Annotated in this window: 15 protein-coding genes; 9 read left to right on the forward strand and 6 right to left on the reverse strand. The window is 73.2% G+C overall.

Annotated features, from left to right (window positions below; all coding sequences use genetic code 11):
* The first annotated feature begins 7 nt into the window (after positions 1–7).
* Genes AD017_RS18455 through AD017_RS18470 form a run of 4 tightly spaced genes read left to right on the forward strand, consistent with a single transcriptional unit; the run spans position 8 to position 3,079 of the window.
* The gene (locus tag AD017_RS18455; protein WP_060574941.1) at positions 8–658 is read left to right on the forward strand and encodes an ABC transporter permease; all 651 of its coding nucleotides are present in this window, start codon (positions 8–10) and stop codon (positions 656–658) included.
* Positions 655–1,386, forward strand: a complete 732-nt coding sequence (locus tag AD017_RS18460; RefSeq protein WP_060576463.1) for an ABC transporter permease — start codon at positions 655–657, stop codon at positions 1,384–1,386. The genes AD017_RS18455 and AD017_RS18460 overlap by 4 nt, the downstream gene beginning before the upstream one ends.
* Positions 1,383–2,288: an ABC transporter substrate-binding protein gene (locus AD017_RS18465; RefSeq protein ID WP_010225828.1), complete on the forward strand. Its 906-nt coding sequence runs from the start codon at positions 1,383–1,385 to the stop codon at positions 2,286–2,288. Before AD017_RS18460 ends, AD017_RS18465 begins: the two co-directional genes overlap by 4 nt.
* Positions 2,285–3,079: an MOSC domain-containing protein gene (locus tag AD017_RS18470; RefSeq protein WP_010225829.1), complete on the forward strand. Its 795-nt coding sequence runs from the start codon at positions 2,285–2,287 to the stop codon at positions 3,077–3,079. Before AD017_RS18465 ends, AD017_RS18470 begins: the two co-directional genes overlap by 4 nt.
* A gap of 84 nt (positions 3,080–3,163) precedes the next feature.
* On the opposite strand, the gene AD017_RS18475 is transcribed toward AD017_RS18470, so the two are convergent.
* On the reverse strand, positions 3,164–4,534 hold the full coding sequence (locus tag AD017_RS18475; RefSeq protein ID WP_060576464.1) for an Nramp family divalent metal transporter: 1,371 nt from the start codon (positions 4,532–4,534) through the stop codon (positions 3,164–3,166).
* A gap of 262 nt (positions 4,535–4,796) precedes the next feature.
* Here AD017_RS18475 and AD017_RS18480 point away from each other — a divergent pair, with 262 nt between their 5' ends.
* The 3 genes from AD017_RS18480 to AD017_RS18490 are packed head-to-tail and all read left to right on the forward strand — an operon-like array spanning position 4,797 to position 8,209.
* The gene (locus tag AD017_RS18480; RefSeq protein ID WP_010225833.1) at positions 4,797–5,057 is read left to right on the forward strand and encodes a hypothetical protein; all 261 of its coding nucleotides are present in this window, start codon (positions 4,797–4,799) and stop codon (positions 5,055–5,057) included.
* Between the two features lie 18 nt (positions 5,058–5,075).
* Entirely contained in the window at positions 5,076–7,850 is a 2,775-nt protein-coding gene (locus tag AD017_RS18485) for an FtsK/SpoIIIE domain-containing protein (protein WP_060574942.1), read from the forward strand.
* Entirely contained in the window at positions 7,847–8,209 is a 363-nt protein-coding gene (locus tag AD017_RS18490) for a hypothetical protein (protein ID WP_010225837.1), read from the forward strand. The genes AD017_RS18485 and AD017_RS18490 overlap by 4 nt, the downstream gene beginning before the upstream one ends.
* A gap of 35 nt (positions 8,210–8,244) precedes the next feature.
* Here the strand turns inward: AD017_RS18490 and AD017_RS18495 are convergent, their stop codons facing one another.
* Positions 8,245–9,687: a CitMHS family transporter gene (locus AD017_RS18495; RefSeq protein ID WP_060574943.1), complete on the reverse strand. Its 1,443-nt coding sequence runs from the start codon at positions 9,685–9,687 to the stop codon at positions 8,245–8,247.
* Between the two features lie 106 nt (positions 9,688–9,793).
* Positions 9,794–10,357: a TetR/AcrR family transcriptional regulator gene (locus tag AD017_RS18500; protein ID WP_060574944.1), complete on the reverse strand. Its 564-nt coding sequence runs from the start codon at positions 10,355–10,357 to the stop codon at positions 9,794–9,796.
* 86 nt (positions 10,358–10,443) lie between these two features.
* On the opposite strand from AD017_RS18500, the gene AD017_RS18505 reads away from it, so the two are divergent.
* Complete coding sequence (locus AD017_RS18505; protein WP_060574945.1) at positions 10,444–11,319, forward strand: SDR family NAD(P)-dependent oxidoreductase; 876 nt, start codon at positions 10,444–10,446, stop codon at positions 11,317–11,319.
* 24 nt (positions 11,320–11,343) lie between these two features.
* On the opposite strand, the gene AD017_RS35375 is transcribed toward AD017_RS18505, so the two are convergent.
* Complete coding sequence (locus AD017_RS35375; RefSeq protein ID WP_010225846.1) at positions 11,344–11,520, reverse strand: DUF6104 family protein; 177 nt, start codon at positions 11,518–11,520, stop codon at positions 11,344–11,346.
* 28 nt (positions 11,521–11,548) lie between these two features.
* On the opposite strand from AD017_RS35375, the gene AD017_RS18510 reads away from it, so the two are divergent.
* Positions 11,549–12,289 (forward strand): ABC transporter permease, encoded by a 741-nt coding sequence (locus tag AD017_RS18510; protein WP_060574946.1) that lies wholly within the window; start codon positions 11,549–11,551, stop codon positions 12,287–12,289.
* Positions 12,290–12,490: 201 nt separating this feature from the next.
* Here AD017_RS18510 and AD017_RS18515 read toward each other — a convergent pair whose 3' ends face one another.
* Together AD017_RS18515 and AD017_RS18520 are read right to left on the reverse strand one after the other, a co-directional pair.
* On the reverse strand, positions 12,491–16,375 hold the full coding sequence (locus AD017_RS18515) for a multifunctional oxoglutarate decarboxylase/oxoglutarate dehydrogenase thiamine pyrophosphate-binding subunit/dihydrolipoyllysine-residue succinyltransferase subunit (RefSeq protein ID WP_082398797.1): 3,885 nt from the start codon (positions 16,373–16,375) through the stop codon (positions 12,491–12,493).
* Between the two features lie 146 nt (positions 16,376–16,521).
* On the reverse strand, positions 16,522–17,301 hold the full coding sequence (locus AD017_RS18520; RefSeq protein WP_010225849.1) for a hypothetical protein: 780 nt from the start codon (positions 17,299–17,301) through the stop codon (positions 16,522–16,524).
* Positions 17,302–17,353 lie beyond the last annotated feature (52 nt).

Here is a 17,353-nt window from a genome sequence, read left to right on the forward strand (position 1 = left end):
CCCGGCGATGGACTGGGTCTTCCGCAACTCCGACCTCGTGCTCGAGCTGACCGGCCAGCACCTCGTGTTCGCGCTGGTCCCGGTGCTGGTCGGGCTGCTGCTCGCGATCCCGCTGGGGTGGCTGGCCAACCGCCGCTCGTGGGGCCGCACGCTCACCCTCAACGCCGCGGGCTTCCTCTACACGCTGCCGTCGCTGGCGCTGTTCGTGTTCCTGCCGCCGATCCTCGGCACCCGGATCCTCGACCCGGTGAACGTGGTCATCGCGCTGACGGTCTACGTGCTGGCGCTGCTGGTCCGCACCGTCGCCGACGCGCTGTCCGCGGTCCCGGCGCGGATCGTCGACTCGGCGACGGCGATGGGCTACCGGCCGGTCCGCCGGTTCCTCGCGGTCGAGCTGCCGATGGCCGTCCCGGTGATCGTGGCCGGGCTGCGCGTCGCGGCGGTCAGCACGATCAGCATGGTCACCGTCGGGTCGGTGATCGGTTTCGGCGGGCTCGGCAAGATGTTCACCGAGGGGTTCCAGCGGGAGATCCCGCAGCAGACGATCGCCGGCATCGTGCTGGTGCTGCTGCTGGCACTGGTGGTCGACCTCCTCCTGGTACTGATCGGCCGGCTCCTCACACCGTGGGAGCGGGCGCGGACGGGGGCCGCGGCATGACCTACCTCGGCTGGCTCTTCGACGGCGCGAACTGGACGGGACCCGAGGGGATCCTCGTCCGGCTCGCCGAGCACCTCGGCTACACGGCCCTCACGATGCTGGTCGCGATGGCGATCGCACTGCCCCTGGGCGCCTGGATCGGCCACACCGGACGCGGCGGCGTGGTCGTCGTCGGCCTGGCGAACGCGCTGCGCGCGCTCCCGACGCTCGGGCTGCTGGTACTGCTGTTCCTCCTGGTCGGACTCGGCCTGCTCGGCCCGCTGATCGCGCTGGTGATCATGGCCGTGCCGCCGCTGCTGGCCGGCGCGTACTCCGGTGTGCGCAACGTCGATCCCGCCGTGGTGGACGCCGCGCGGGGGGTCGGCATGCGCGGGCCCGAGGTGCTGTGGAAGGTGGAGCTGCCGAACGCGCTCCCGCTGATCGTCGGCGGGGTCCGCAGCGCGACGCTGCAGGTCGTGTCCACCGCGACCGTCGCCGCCTACGTCGGCATCGGCGGGCTGGGCCGGTTCATCCTCGACGGCCTCGGGCAGCGCGACTTCGGCGCGATGATCGGCGGTTCGGTGCTGGTCGCGTTGCTCGCGGTCGTCGCCGACCTGGTGCTGGGCGGGCTGCAACGGCTGATCGTCTCGCCCGGCCTGCGGGCCGGGGCGGCCGCGCCCGCGCCGTCCGGCCGCGGGGGGCTGCGCGTGCTGCGCGGCGGACGGGACACGGAGGCGAGTGCGGCGTGAAGAAGCTCGTGACCCTGCTGGCGGTCGCCGTGTTCGTGCTGACCGGGTGCGGCGGCGACCCGCTCGCCGGCTCCGACACCGCCCCCGACGTGGTGGCGATCGGCTCCGGGAACTTCACCGAGTCCCAGCTGCTCGCCGAGGTGTACGCGCTGGCCCTGCGCGACGCCGGTGTGCAGGTCGAGGACCCGGTCGCGATCGGGTCCCGGGAGGCGTACTTCCCGGCCCTGCAGGACGGGTCGGTCGACCTGATCCCGGACTACTCCGGCGCGCTGATGACCTACCTGGACGAGGAGGCGACCGCGGTCGAGCCGGACGAGGTCTACGCCGAGCTCGGCCGGGTCCTGCCGCCCGGGCTGGTGCTGGGCCGGATGTCGGAGGCGGAGAACAAGGACGCCGTCGTCGTCACCCGGGAGACCGCGACCCGGCTGAACCTGCGCACGGTGGCCGACCTGGCCCCGCACTGCCCGCAGATGACCTTCGGCGGCGGGCCCGAGTTCCGGACCCGGCCGGACGGCATCCCCGGCCTGGCCAAGAACTACGGCTGCGCGTTCGGTCAGTACCGGTCGCTGGACTCCGGCGGCCCGCTGACCGTCGCGGCGCTCGAGGGCGACGACGTGCAGGCCGCGAACCTGTTCACGACCGACCCGGCGCTGCCGCAGAACGACTTCGTCCCGCTCGCGGACCCGAAGGAGAACTTCGCCGCGCAGAACGTGGTGCCGGTCGTCGCGGAGCGCAAGGCGTCGCCGCAGGTCCGCGCGGTGCTGGACAGGATCTCCGCGGCGCTGTCCACCGAGGAGCTGCTGGCGATGAACACCGAGGCCGCCGGGCCGGAGAAGCCGGCGCTGCGCACCGTCGCGGCCGACTGGCTCGAGCGCAAGCAGCTGCTGGGGAGCGGAGCGTGAAGGTCCTCTCGCTGCACCGCTACCCGGTGAAGTCGATGCTCGGCGAGGACCTCGGTGCGCTGGACCTCGACGGGCACGGCGTCGTCGGGGACCGCGCGCTGGCGCTGCTCGACACCGAGCACGGCCGGGTGGCGACGGCGAAGCAGCCCCGGCACTGGCGGGCACTGCTGCGGTGCCGCTCCGCGGGATCCGGGGCAGCGGTGCGGGTCACCCTGCCCGACGGCCGCACCCTGCCCGCCGGTGACGCGGGCGACGCACTGTCCGAGCTGCTCGGCCGCCCGGTGCGGATGAGCGTCCGCCGGGACGACGGCGCCGTCGTCGAGCGGCCGGACCCCGAGGACGTGCTGGCCGCCGGCCTCGACGCCGACGTCGACGCCCCGCTGCTGGAGATCGCCCAGGGCACGCCCGGCGGCCGGTTCGTCGACCACTCGCCGGTGCACCTGATCACCACCGCGACCCTCGACGCGCTCGGGGTGGAGGCGCTGCGCTACCGGCCCAACGTCGTCGTCGCGACGCCGGACGGGACGCCGGCGTTCGTGGAGAACGACTGGCTCGGCCGCCGGATCACTCTCGGCGCGGTGACCCTGGTCCCGACCCTGCCGACGCCGCGCTGCTCGGTCCCGACCCTGGAGCACGGTGACCGTCCGCGCGCCCCGGAGGCCCTGCGCGGCCCGGCCGAGCGGAACCGGGTCGAGGTCGAGGGGTTCGGCGTGCTGCCGTGCGCCGGCATCTACGCCCGCGTAGAAATCCGCGGTCCCCTCCGCACCGGCGACCCCGTCACCGTCACCTGACCTGTGCCCGCCCGGGGACGCTCACCGGACCCGGGGACGCTCACCGGATCGGGTGCGCGCGGACGGATCCGGTGAGCGGAAGGGCTAGAACAGCCGGGACTGGACGTCGGTGATCAGCAGGATCAGGAACAGGACCGACGAGATGCCCAGGACGCCGTTGGAGAGCCAGCCGTTGCGGCCCTCCTTCGGCACCAGCTTCGTGTTCAGCAACAGGAGCAGGGTGACCGCCAGGAACGGCATGAAGAACGAGCCCAGCACGCCGTAGACCAGGGTCAGCGCGAACGGCCGGTCCAGGAACAACAGTGCCATCGGCGGGATCGTCAGCCAGAGCAGGTACCCACGGAACGCCCAGGAGCGTTCGGCCGCCGCCGCCTCGTAGGCACCGGGGCGCCCCGGGCCCGCTCCGCGCTCGTCGTCCCCGGCCGGATCCTCGCCCGGCACCACGACGGTGGGGCCGTCCGCGGCGGTGCCGATCGCGGCGGCCTTCCCGTGCGGGAGCCGGATCGCCCGCGTCCAGTCGGTGAACAGCAGCGAGACGCCGTTCCACACCCCGAGCAGCGACGTCACGGACGCCGACAGGAAGCCGATGAGGAAGAGGATCCGCACACCCTCGCCGTAGAGCTCACCCAGCCGGTCGCCGAGCACCAGCAGCCCGCGGTCGCTCTCGGTGATCTCGGTGCCGAGCAGGATGGTCGCGCCGATCACCAGCATCGCGATCACGAACAGCCCGGTCAGCACGTAGCCGACCGCGTTGTCGAGCCGCATCATCGACAGCCAGCGCGGTCCCTTCCAGCCCTTGGCGTAGAGCCAGTAGCCGTAGCTCGACATCGTGATCGTGCCGCCCACACCTCCGATGAGGCCGAGCACGTACACGGTCGAGCCCTCGGGCAGTCGCGGGACGAGGCCGGACGCCAGCGCACCGAGATCGGGACCGACCAGGACCGCGATCCCGATGACGGACACGAACATCACCGCCACGAGGACGGTCATGATCTTCTCGAACAGCGCGTAGCGCTGGAACCAGACGAGCACCAGCCCGGCGAGACCGGTGATGATGCCCCACCAGCGCACGGACAGGCCGTCGAACAGCGCGTTCAGCGGCAGGCCCACCGCGGACATCGCGGTCGCGCCGTAGACGAAGCCCCACACCACGATGTAGACGCCGAAGAAGACCGTCGCCCAGCGCCCCAGCCGTCGCCAGCCGTCGAGCATCGTCGCGCCGGAGGCGAGGTGCCAGCGCCCGACGGCCTCGCCGAGGGCGAGCTTGACCAGCGTGCCGACGACCGCGGCCCACAGCAGGACGGTCCCGAAGCTGGCGCCGGCGACCATCGTGGCCACCAGGTCGCCGGCCCCGACCCCGGTCGCGGCGGCGACGAGGCCCGGACCGATCGAGCGGATCTTCTTCGCGCCGGTCGGCGGTTCGAGGAAGTCGGTCTGCGGACCGGGGGAGGCCATCGTCACACTCCGAATCGCGACGCCGGGGTCGGAACGGCCGGGGTCGGCCGACCGGGTGCACGCTAGGCCAGCCGGGGGCGTCATTCCAGCGCGATCGGGTCACGACTGTCCGGTTCGTGCCGCTCGTGGCGGTGACGGTCACGTTCGGCGAGCGTTGCGCGGGGTCACCGCGCGGCTCACCATGGTGACGACCACCTGCCGATAGATTCTGCGCGGCGTCCGGGCACCCCGGCACGCCACGTACGCACGCACGGAGGGCGGCATGGCGAACATCGACGAGATCCGGGCCGGGATCGGGCGGGCCAACCAGCAGGCCACCGAGAGCCTGGGCGCCCTGCGCCACGCCCGGCAGGCCATCGAGGAGGCAGGCTCGGCCTTCTCCCAGAACATCTACGGCACCGCTCAGGGCGACGCCGACGACGCCCGCGCCCGGTTCGCCGCCGCCTCCGAGAAGATCGACGAGGTGGAGCAGGCCCTGCACGTCGCCATGCAGTCCGCCGACGACGTCGCCGCCCGGCTCTGAGGCCCGGCGCCCGCCCCGATGGCCCGCCGCCGCGAACGGATCCGGACCGCGTTCCAGAGCTTCCACTCCGCCGCCTCCGCCGCACTCGGTGCCGCCGAGGTCCGGCGGGACCGGGCGGCCGCGGCGCACGCGGAGGCGATGGCGGAGCTGTGGCTGCGGGAGACCGGGCACGACGCCGCCCAGCACGACCCGGGGCTCGCGCCGGTGCTGGCCAACCCGCGGCTCGCCGGCGTCGTCGCCCGGGTCGCGGAGGACCGCGCGCACGCCTTCGACGGCTGGCAGGACGACTCGCCGCAGGCGCTGTCGGACATCGTCGCCGGGGCCGCACCCGGTGCCGCCGGTGACGACCCGTCCGAGTGGAAGGCCGTCGCGGGCCGCGCCGAGGCCGTCGACGGCGTGCCGGAGATGTGGGCGCTGGGCACCGGCTCGGTCGAGGGCGGCACCCCGTTCCGGGTCGCCGTCCCGCTGCTCGACGGCGCGCACCTGCAGGTCGTGTCGTCTCCGCGGACCCGTGAGCGGGCCGAGTCCATGGTCGAGCAGCTGGTCCTGCGGCTGCTGCGCCACTACCGGCCCGGCGTCGTCAACGTGCACGTGTGGGACGTCGGCCAGCTCGCCGGGGCGCTGCCCGGCCTCTATCCGCTGACCCGCACCGGCCTGTTGACGGTGCACGACCCGACCCGGCTGGAGTCGCTGCTGTCGCAGCTCGCCGACCGGATCCGCCGGGTGCAGACCCGGGTGCTCGCGGCGGGCTGCTCGTCGCTGGCCGAGCTGGCGGGCGAGACGGGCACGCGCCCCGAGTCGTGGATGGTCGCGGTCCTGGTCGGCAACGGCCGGGAGCTGCCCGAGGCCGAGCTGCGCCAGCTGCAGCGGGTCGCCCGCGGCGGGATCGCGGCCGGGGTGGTGCTCGTGCTGCTCGACGTGCCGGTCGGGCTGCGCCGCCCGGTGGAGGCGGTCGACTTCGGCGACCCGCCCGGCACCGATCCCGACGACGTGTCGATCGCCGTCCCCGTCCGGACGTCGCTGACCGGCCCGCACGTGCTCGTCGAGCCGGACGCCCCGGTGCCCCCCGACGACGTCACGAAGATCTGTACGGCGATCGCGGCGGCGCACGAGGAGTGGCGCGGCCGGCTCGGTGCGTTCGCCGACCTGCTCCCGGCCGGCCCGGACCGCGGGCGGGACCGCTCGCACCAGGGGCTGGTCACCGAGATCGGCTTCTCCGACGGGATGCCGTCCGAGCTGGTCCTCGACGACCACTCGCCGCACGCCCTGGTCGGCGGGCCCAGCGGGTCGGGCAAGACGAACCTGCTGCTGGCCTGGATCTCCGGTCTGGCCGCCCGCTACGGCCCGGACGAGGTCGAGCTGTACCTGCTCGACTTCAAGGAGGGCGTCTCCTTCACCCAGTTCGCACCGGACCCGGACGGGCACCGGCCGGACCGGCTGCCGCAGGCCCGGCTGATCGGCGTCAACATCAACACCGACCGGGAGTTCGGGCTGGCGCTGCTGCGCCACCTCTCCGAGGTCATGCGGTCCCGGGCCGAGGCGGCGCGGCGTCACGGCGCGACGAAGCTCTCCGAGCTCCGCGACGAGCTCGCCGACCGCGGGATCACGGGCCCGGAGGCCCGGCTGCCTCGGATCGTCGCCGTCGTCGACGAGTTCCAGTTCCTGTTCACCGGGCGCGACGCGGTGAGCGCCGAGGCCACCGCGCTGCTCGAGGACGTCGCCCGGCGCGGCCGGTCGCAGGGCGTGCACCTGGTGCTGGCCAGCCAGGACATCTCCGGGATCGACGCCCTGTGGGGCCGGTCGGCGATCTTCGAGCAGTTCGTGCTGCGGATCGCACTGCCCCGCGCCCGGCGGATCCTGGCCCAGGACAACGAGGCCGCGCTGGAGATCCCCCGCTGGCACGCGGTGGTGAACCACGACTCCGGCGTCGAGCACGGCAACCGGGTGGTGCGGGTGCCCGAGGCCGGTGCGCCGTTGCTGCGCGAGGTGCAGCGCACCGCGTTCGAGACGTTCCCCGACGAGCCGGACCCGGTCGTCTTCGACGGGGCGCGCGCCCCCGCGCACGAGGCGCTCGCCGCCCGGCTGCCCGACGACGGCGTCCCCCGCGCACTGGTCGGGCAGTTCGTCGACGTGCACGGCAGCCCCGCCGCGGCCGGGCTCGCCGACGGCCCGGGACGCAACCTCGGGGTGATCGGGCCGGACGCGCGGGCCGCCGTCCCGCTGCTGTGCGCGGCGGTGGAGTCCTACCTCGCCGCCCTGCCCGGCGACGACGCCCGGGTCGTGCTCGTCCCGCTGGCCGCCGATGCGGGCCCGGCCGCGGACGAGCTCGCCGGCCGGCTCCGCGCGGACGTCGAGAAGGTCGCCGCGGACGGGTTCGCGGAGCGGGTGCGGTCGCTCGCGGCGACCGTCCGCGACCGGACCGGCGCCGGGACCGTCCACCCGCCGCTGGCGGTGGTGCTCTTCGGCGCGGACGTCGCCGAGGCGATGCTGGACCGGACCGGGACCGAGGACCTGCGGGCCGTGCTGCGGCACGGGCCCGGTGTCGGCGTGCACGTGCTGGGCTGGTGGCAGGGCGCGCAGCGGCTCAAGACGCTCCTCGCGCCGCCCGGGGCCGCGATCGACGATCTCGGTGCGTGGGTGGCGACGGGCGTGCAGGGCGCCGACCTCGTCCCGCTGCTCGGCGGGCAGCCGCTGGACTGGATGCCGTCGCCGGGGCGGGCGCTGTTCCTCGACCGGGCCCGGCACTCGCGCCCGCAGCTGGTGATCCTGACCGACCGTGGAGGTGGCGGATGAGCGCTCCGGAGCGCTACCGCGAGGTGGTGTCCCGGCTGGCCGGGGCGGTCGTCGACCTGCGGGAGCGGGACGCGGAACGGGCCGCCGAGCTGCGCCGCGAGCTGCGCGGCACCGAACGGGAGCTGCGCGCGGCCGCCGACACCCTGACCCTCGCCCGCGGGATGTACGAGCTGCGCTGGGAGGCGGCGCTGCAGGTGCTGTGGTCGGCGGAGGAGCCGGGCAAGCCCCGGCCGCGGGCCGACCACCGGGCCGACCCGGCCCGGCACGCCGAACTCGAGCTCGAGGCCGACGAGGCGCTCGGGGCGCTCCGCGCGTCGGGGGACCGGCGCCTGTTCCGGCTGCGGCGCGCCACGGACTGAGTCCGGGCGCGCCGCGGGGGTGGTCTCCTGCGCGGTCAGCCGACCGGGACGACGCCGAGCACCAGCGCGGTCGCCAGCATCACCAGCGAGCAGACCGCCGCCCGCCAGATCACCTTCCGGTGGTGGTCGGCGAGGTTCACCTTCGCCAGCGACACGAGCAGCAGCAGTGCCGGGACCAGCGGGCTCGTCATGTGCACCGGCTGGCCGATGATCGACGCGCGGGCCATTTCCACCGGCTCGATGCCGTAGTGCCCGGCGGCCTCGGTGAGGATCGGCAGGATGCCGAAGTAGAACGCGTCGTTGGTGAGGAAGAACGTCAGCGGCATGCTCAGCACCCCGGTGATCACCGCGAACCAGCTGCCGATCGACGGCGGCACCGCCGCGACGATCCCGTTCGCCATCGCCGTCACCATGCCGGTGCCGGACAGCACTCCGACCAGCACGGCCGCCGCGAACACCATCGCGACGACGGCGACGATCGACGCGGAGTGCGACGTCACGGCCTTGAGCTGGTCCTCGGGCCTCGGGAAGTTGACGACCAGCGCGATCGCGGTGGCCACGACGAACACCAGCGCCAGCGGCAGCACGTCCATGCCCAGCAGGACCAGGAGCGCGACCGTCAGGGCGAGGTTGAACCAGATCAGCTTCGGGCGCAGGGTCGGCCGGTCCGGGTCGAGGATGTCGCCCGTGCCGCCGGTCGCGTCACCGCCGGTCGCGCCGTCGCCGGTCGCGCCGTCACCGGACGCCGGGCGCGCGGTTCCCGTGCCACCGCCGACACCCGCGAGCGCCGGCTCCCGCGCGGGGGCCATGGTCTCGGCCACGACGTCCAGCGTGCGGCCCGACGCCAGCAGCCGCTTGCGCTCCGAGCGGCCCAGGAACCAGGCGAGCACGAGCACGGTGAGGATGCCCAGGACCATGCCCGGCACCATCGGGTTGAACAGCTCCGAGGGCGAGACGCCCAGCACCGTCGCGGCGCGGACGGTCGGACCACCCCAGGGCAGGATGTTGAGCACGCCGTTCGCCAGGTTCGCGACGACCGTCAGCACGACCGGGCTCAGGCCGAGCCGCAGGTAGATCGGCAGCAACGCCGAGACGGTGATGATGAACGTCGTCGAACCGTCGCCGTCGAGCGAGACGACACCCGCCAGCACCGCGGTGAGCACGACCAGCCGGACGGGGTCGTTGCTCACCGTGCGCAGCACGAACCGGATGAGCGGGTCGAACAGCCCGACGTCGATCATCGTGCCGAAGAAGATGATCGCGAAGAACAGCAGCACGGCGGTCGGTGCGAAGTCCGAGATCGCCGTCATGATCGAGTCGACGACGCCCTCGTCACCTGCTTCGGCGACTCCGGTGCCGACGGTGACCAGCGCGAACGTCAGCGGGACCAGTACCAGTGCCAGGATCGGCGCGAGCCGCTTGGACAGGATCAGGTACATGAAGACCGCGATCATCGCGGACCCGAGAACGATGAGCATCGACGCTCCTCCTCCTGTGGTGGCAGAGAGGAACGCTAGGTTCGACGACGGCCGGGGCCACGCTTGCGGACACAGCTCTCGTAGTGGTCCTTGTGGTCCCGCTGCCCTACACCGTCGCGGCCCGCGTCCGCAGGCCCGCGAGGAGAAGGTCCAGGTAGTCCTCCGCGCGGGCGGAGGGATCCACGGGGTCGAGCCGGGCGGCGTAGGCCACCCCGCACAGCAGTCGCTGGACGTCCATGGCGGTGGTCCCGGCCGGCGTCGCACCCTCGCGCACCGTCCGGGCCAGCACGCGATCGGCGAGGAGCAGCACGCGGGCCTTGCGCCCGCTCGTCTCTTCCCGCTCGTCGTCGGTCGTGGCGAACACCTCGGCGAACCCCGTCACCCCCAGCTGCCGCACCAGCACGGCGCGGGCGAGCCGGGCCAGGCCCGTCGCGGCGTCCGGCTCCCCGGCGGCGGCCTCCGCCTCGGCGACCAGCTCGTCCAGCCGGCCGTCCATGAGGGCCTCCAGCAGGGCCCGCCGGGTCGGGAAGTGGCGGTAGACCGTGGCGACCCCCAGGCCGGCCTGCTTGGCGACGTCGTTGAGGGCGAGGGTGTCGTCGCCGGACGCCAGCAGCAGGCGTCCGGTGTCCAGGGCGCGGTCGCGGTTGCGGGCGGCGTCGGCGCGGGGCACCCCGTCATCGTAGCGGATGACTCATCCACTTCTGCTACTGTCGGAACCGGATGACTTATCCGTTCAGTTTCGGGAAGAGGACTCACATGAACGACCAGCAGGGACGCACCGTCGTGGTCACCGGGGCGGGCTCCGGGTTCGGCGCGGCCGCCACGCGCGTGCTCGCCGGGCGGGGCGCCCACGTGGTGATGGCGGCGCGGGACACGGCCAAGGCCACCAGGGTCCGGGACGAGATCGTCGCCGAGCAGCCCGGCGCCCGGCTCACCGTCCGGGCGCTGGACCTGTTCGACCCGGCGTCGGTGCGCGCGTTCGCCGAGGCCACCGACGAGGTCGACGTCCTGCTCGCCAACGCGGGGCTGGGGTCGATGCAGCGCGTCGTCGGGCCGCTGGGGGTGGAGCGCGGGTTCGCCACCAACCACCTGGGGCACTTCGCGCTCGCCGCCCTGTTGTTCCCGCGGATGGAACGGGCGGCGGCACCGCGCGTGGTCACCGTCTCGTCCAGCCTCTACCGCCGGGGCCGGATCCCGGAGGACCTCACCTACCGCGGGCGGGCGGCGATGCTGCGCTCCTACAACGACTCGAAGCTGGCCAACGCCCTGTTCGCCGTCGAGCTCGGCCGCCGCACGGCCGCCGCGGGATCACCGGTCGCCAGCGTGCTGGTGCATCCCGGCATGGCGAGCACGCCGATGCAGGACGGCCATCCGGCGCCGGTCCGCGCGGTCCTCGGGCTGCTCACGCGGTGGGTCGGCAACTCCGTCGACGCGGGCGCGGCGGCGCTGGTGGAGGGCGTGGTGGGCCGCGTTCCCGCCGCGGGCATCATCGGCCCCGACCGGCACGGCGGCCGCCCCGAGGTGCAGGCCCTGCGCGCGCCCGCCGACGACGTCGAGCTGGCCCGCAGGCTGTGGGAGCGGTCCGAGGAGCTCACCGGCGTCCCGTTCCCCGTCCGCGCCCCCGCGGTCTGATCACGTCCCCGGGCCGGACCGGGGTCAGTCGTCGTCGGCGTCGTCGCGCGCGAGGAAGCTCGACAGGCGCTCGACGGCCGTCTCGAACTGCGGGTTCAGGTCGACGAAGGCCCGCAGCCGGTCGGCGAGCCACTCGACGCTGACCTGCTCGTCGCCACGCCGGTCGACGAGCTCCTCGATGCCGCGGTCGGTGAAGTACACAGGGCACAGGCTAGTCACGGGGGTGCCGATGGGTTCGGGTGTGGTGGTCGGACCGCCGCTGGTGATCGCGCTGCTCGCGCTCGTGGCGCTGGCCGCGGCCGCCGCGACGATCGGGGGTACCGGGACGGCGTGGTCGTCGGCGACCGCGGTGGCCCGTGCCGTCGCGCAGCTCGCGCTGGTCGCCCTGGTGCTGCTCGCCCTGGTCCGGACGTGGTGGGGGACGGCCGCGTTCGTCCTGCTGATGGTCGTCGTCGCGGCCTGGACGTCGGGCCGGCGGATCACCGGGGCTCGCGGGTGGGGGGTGGCCGGGACGGCGATCGTCGCCGGTGTGACGCCGGTGCTGGTCGTCGTGCTGACCAGCGGGGCGGTGCCCTTCACCGGGATCGCCGTCGTCCCGGTCGCCGGGATCGTGATCGGCGGGGCGATGACGGCGACGTCGCTGGCGGGCCGCCGGGCGCTCGACGAGCTGGGGACCCGCCAGGGCGAGCACGAGGCGGCACTGGCCCTCGGCCTGCTCCCGCGGGACGCGGCGCTGCTCGTCGTCCGGCCGTCGGCGGGACGGGCACTCGTGCCCGCGCTGGACCAGACCCGCACGGTCGGGCTGGTGACGCTGCCCGGCGCGTTCGTCGGGGTTCTGCTGGGCAGCGGTGATCCGGTGCAGGCCGCGGCCGCCCAGCTCCTGGTGCTGGCGGGCCTGCTGGCGGCCGAGACGATCGCGGCGACGGTCGTCGTGGAGCTGGTGGCCCGAGGACGCCTGCACCGCCCCTGACACGCACCGCACCACGCCGCCCGGACCGATCGTGCGCGACCGAACCCCGTCGAGGTGCGGTCCAGCGTCGTCCCGTGATCGACGATTCGCGCTGAGCTGCATCTCGGCGCGGGACGGGACCGGCGGGTGCGGGAAGCCCGGAACGACGGAACGGCCGGGCGCGGAGGACCCGCGCCCGGCCGTCCGGGACTGCTCAGGCGATCAGGACTTCGCGAACGCCTTGTCGATCAGCTCAGCCTGCTCGACCTCGTGCACCTTCGACGAGCCCGCGGCCGGGGCCGCCATCCGCCGCCGGGACACCCGGGTGAAGCGGCCCTGCAGCTGCGGGAGCTTCTGGGGCAGCTCCAGGCCGTAGTACGGCCACGAGCCCTGGTTGGCGGGCTCCTCCTGGACCCAGCGCACGCTCTGCGCGTCCGGGTACCGCTCGAGGATCTCGGCGATCTGCTCGGTCGGCATCGGGTAGAGCTGCTCGACGCGGACCAGCGCGGTGCCGTCGACCGAGGTGTCGCCGTTCTTGCGGCGCTTCTCCTTCGCCGCGGCGAGCTCCCAGTAGATCTTGCCGCTGCAGAACAGCACCCGGTCGACGCCCGACACCGGGCCCGTCGTGGCCCGGTGCTCCGGGTCGTCGATCACCGGGCGGAACCGGCCCTCGGTGAAGTCCGACAGCGGGCTGACGACCTGCTTGGCCCGCAGCATCCACTTCGGCGTGAAGACCACCAGCGGCCGGCGCACCCCGTCGAGGGTGTGCTGGCGCAGGAGGTGGAAGTAGTTCGCCGGCTCGGAGGGCAGCGCGACCGTCATCGAGCCCTCGGCGCACAGCTGCAGGAACCGCTCGATGCGGCCCGAGCTGTGGTCGGGGCCCTGGCCCTCGAGGCCGTGCGGCAGCAGCAGCGCGACGTCCGACAGCTGGCCCCACTTCGCCTCACCGGACGAGATGAACTCGTCGATGATCGACTGGGCGCCGTTGACGAAGTCGCCGAACTGGCCCTCCCACATCACCAGCGCGTCCGAGTTGGCCACCGAGTAGCCGTACTCGAACCCGACGGCGGCGAACTCGGAGAGCGCCGAGTCGTAGGGCAGGAAGCGGCCCTGGCCCTCGGCGAGGTTGCGCAGCGGGAAGTACTCGGCACCGGTCTTGCGGTCGATCAGCACCGAGTGGCGCTGCACGAAGGTGCCGCGCCGCGAGTCCTGACCGGACAGCCGGACCAGCCGGCCGTCGATCGCCAGCGAGCCCATGGCGAGCAGCTCGGCGAACGCCCAGTCCACGTTGCCCTCGCGGGACATGGTGTAGCGCTTCTTGAGCACCGGCTCGACCCGCTTGTGCACGGCGAAGCCCTCGGGCAGCGTCTCGTGGACGTCGCCGATCCGGTGGACGATCTCCAGCGGGATCGAGGTGTCCAGGTCGGACGGGACCTGCTGCTCCTGCTCGATCGACGGCGAGATCACCGGCGGGGTCTTCTCGAGCTCGCGCACCTCGTTGAAGACGTGCTCCAGCTGGTTGGAGAAGTCCTTGAGGGCCTGCTCGGCCTCCTCCATCGTGATGTCGCCCCGGCCGATCAGCGACTCGGTGTAGATCTTCCGGACGCTGCGCTTGGCGTCGATCACGTCGTACATCGACGGCTGGGTCATCGAGGGGTCGTCGCCCTCGTTGTGGCCCCGGCGCCGGTAGCAGATCATGTCGATCACGACGTCGTTGTTCCAGCGCTCGCGGTACTCGACCGCCAGCTTGGCGACCCAGACGCAGGCCTCCGGGTCGTCGCCGTTCACGTGGAAGACCGGCGCGCCGATCATCTTCGCGACGTCGGTGCAGTACTGCGAGGAGCGCGAGTGCTCCGGCGCGGTGGTGAAGCCGACCTGGTTGTTGACGACGACGTGCACGGTGCCGCCGGTGCGGTAGCCGCGCAGCAGCGCCAGGTTCAGCGTCTCGGCCACGACGCCCTGGCCGGCGAACGCGGCGTCGCCGTGCATGAGGACGGGCAGCACGGTGAAGCCGCCGTCGCCCTTGTCGAGCAGGTCCTGCTTGGCGCGGACGATGCCCTCGAGCACCGGGTCCACGGCCTCCAGGTGCGAGGGGTTCGCGGTCAGCGAGACGGTGGTCTCGCCGTCGCCGAACATCCGGAAGTACTTGCCCTCGGCGCCCAGGTGGTACTTGACGTCGCCGGAGCCGTGCGCCTGGCCCGGGTCGAGGTTGCCCTCGAACTCGCGGAAGATCTGGCTGATCGGCTTGCCGACGATGTTGGCCAGCACGTTCAGCCGGCCGCGGTGCGGCATGCCGACGACGACCTCGTCGAGCTCGCGCTCGGCGGCCTTGTCCAGCACGGCGTCGAGCAGCGGGATGACGGTCTCGCCGCCCTCCAGCGAGAAGCGCTTCTGCCCGACGTACTTGGTCTGCAGGAACGTCTCGAACGCCTCGGCGGCGTTCAGCCGCGAGAGGATGTACTTCTGCTCGCTCTGGTCCGGCTTCTGGTGCGGGACCTCGATCCGCTCCTCGAGCCACTTGCGCTGCTCGGGATCGGCGATGTGCATGTACTCGGTGCCGATGGTCCGGCAGTACGACGCGCGCAGCAGGCCGAGCACGTCGCGCAGCTTCATGTGGCTCTGGCCGCCGAACCCGCCGACCGCGAAGTCGCGGTCGAGGTCCCAGAGGGTCAGCCCGTGGGACAGGACGTCGAGGTCCGGGTGCCGGCGCTGGCGGTAGTTCAGCGGGTCCGTGTCGGCCATCAGGTGGCCACGGGTCCGGTAGGACTCGATCAGCTCGAGGACGCGGGCGGTCTTGTCGACCTCGCCCTCGGGGAAGTCCTGCACCCAGCGGATCGGCTCGTAGGGCACCCGCAGGGAGGCGAAGACGTCGTCGTAGAAGTTGTTCTCGCCCAGCAGCAGGTGGTGCACCCGGCGCAGGAAGTCGCCGGACTCGGCGCCCTGGATGATCCGGTGGTCGTAGGTCGACGTCAGCGTGATGATCTTGCTGATGCCGAGCTCGGCCATCCGCTCCTCGGACGCGCCCTGGAACGCGGCCGGGTACTCCATCGCGCCCACACCGATGATCGCGCCCTGGCCGACCGTCAGCCGCGGCACCGAGTGGTTGGTGCCCAGGGTGCCCGGGTTGGTCAGGCTGATCGTGGTGCCGGAGAAGTCCTCGGCGGTGAGCTTGCCGTCACGGGCCTTGCGGACCATGCCCTCGTACGCCGCCCAGAACTGGGCGAACGACATGTTCTCGCAGCCCTTGATCGACACGACGATCAGCGAGCGGCTGCTGTCCTTGCCCGGCATGTCCATGGCCAGGCCGAGGTTGACGTGCTCGGGGGTGGCGACCGCGGCCTTGCCGTCGGTCTCGGCGAAGTGCCGGTTCATGTTCGGGAAGTCGGCCAGCGCCTTGACCAGCGCGTAGCCGATCAGGTGCGTGAACGAGAGCTTTCCGCCGCGGGTCCGCTTCAGGTGGTTGTTGATGACGATGCGGTTGTCGGCCAGCAGCTTGGCCGGGACCGCACGGACACTCGTCGCGGTCGGCAGCTCCAGCGACGCGGTCATGTTCTTGGCGATGGCGTTCGCGGCACCGCGCAGCGGGGTGGTGGTCGCTCCACCCCCGTCCTGTGCCGGCCTGGCCGCCTTCGACGTGCTCCCGGCCGCCGGCTTCGCGGCGCCGTTCGTGGAGGGCGCGCTGCCGGTGCGGAGCTTCTCGTCGGCGGGCGGGGCCTCGGCCTTGGGCGTGACCGGCGGCGGGACGTCCCGCGACGAGCCGGACGACCGTCCGCTCGCCCGGCCGCCGTTCCTGACGGCCTTCTGGGTCGGCGCCGACGAGGTGTCGGACCCCTCGTCGTCCTCGGTGGCCGATCCGCGGGTCACTCCGCCGGAGCTCGCCGACGGGGCGGACCCGTTGGCCGCGGATCCGGTGGCGCCGCCCGTCTCGGCCGTCTCACCGGACGCGGGGCGCTTCTCACCGTCCCCGCCGCCGTAGTCGGCGAAGAACTCGTGCCAGGCCGGGTCCACGGCCGACGGGTCCTCCTGGAAGCGCTGGTACATCTCCTCGACGAGCCACTCGTTGGGACCGAAGTCGCCCGCCGGATGGGAGGTACTGCTCGATGACACTCTGCGTCAACCGCCTTGTTCAGCTGCTCGATTTGTCGCGACCGGGTACCAGGTTAGTCCCCTCCGCACGAGCGGTGGCAGTGTGCCGGGTCCCATTCCGTGACCTTCCCGTGATCATCCGGGACCGGACCGGTACACGACACGATTCAGAAGCCGGGAGGTGACCCCAGGACGTCGACCACGGAGGTCTCGACGGTCGTCTCGGCGACGACGGTGCCGACCGGCGGGCCGACGCGGGCCGGGCGGCGGACGGTGTCGCGCTCGCCGGCGTACTGGCCGTCGACGGGGGAGACGAACAGCTCGGAGCGGACCGGGCCGTCGTCGTGCACGAGGGTCGGGTGGAGGTCGCCGTCGAGGTTCGCGGCCTCGCCGAGCTCGACCGCGGGCAGCAGGCGCAACGCGGTGTAGAGCACGGCCCGCTGCGCGGCCGGGACGCGGCAGGTGCGCAGCGCGTCGACCGCGCTCTGGAACGGGCCGGTGTAGCCGCGGCCGGGCGGGCTCTCCTCGATCAGCCGCTGCAGCATCGCCTCGGGCTCGACCGGCAGTGTGGCCAGGAACTGGGCCGTCGGGTTCGACCACGAGCCGGGCCGGGCGGCCGGCAGGTGGCCGTGCAGCTCGGCGTAGAAGTCGCCGTGCGGGGCGCGGAACCGGCCGGTCGGCCACTGGTCGGCGATCCGGAACCCCTCGTCGACGGCGCGGGCCCCGTCCCCGGACAGCCAGCGCACCTGCCCGGTCAGCTCGCGGTCGAGCAGCCAGTCCGCACCGGGGTCGACCGGCGTCCACTGCTGGAGGAGGTGCTCGGAGAAGTGCACGCAGACCTCGTCACCGGCGAACCAGGTGCCCATCCACCAGGCGTGCGTGGCCGTGTGCCGGTACTGCCCCGGGGAGATCGGCTCGTCGGAGGTCCGGATGGCCAGCTCCAGCAAGTCGGTGCTCCTCCTCGTCGTGCTCGGGGGGCTGCCCCGTGCGCGGTGACCG

The organism is Pseudonocardia sp. EC080619-01 (assembly GCF_001420995.1).
GTDB lineage: Bacteria > Actinomycetota > Actinomycetes > Mycobacteriales > Pseudonocardiaceae > Pseudonocardia.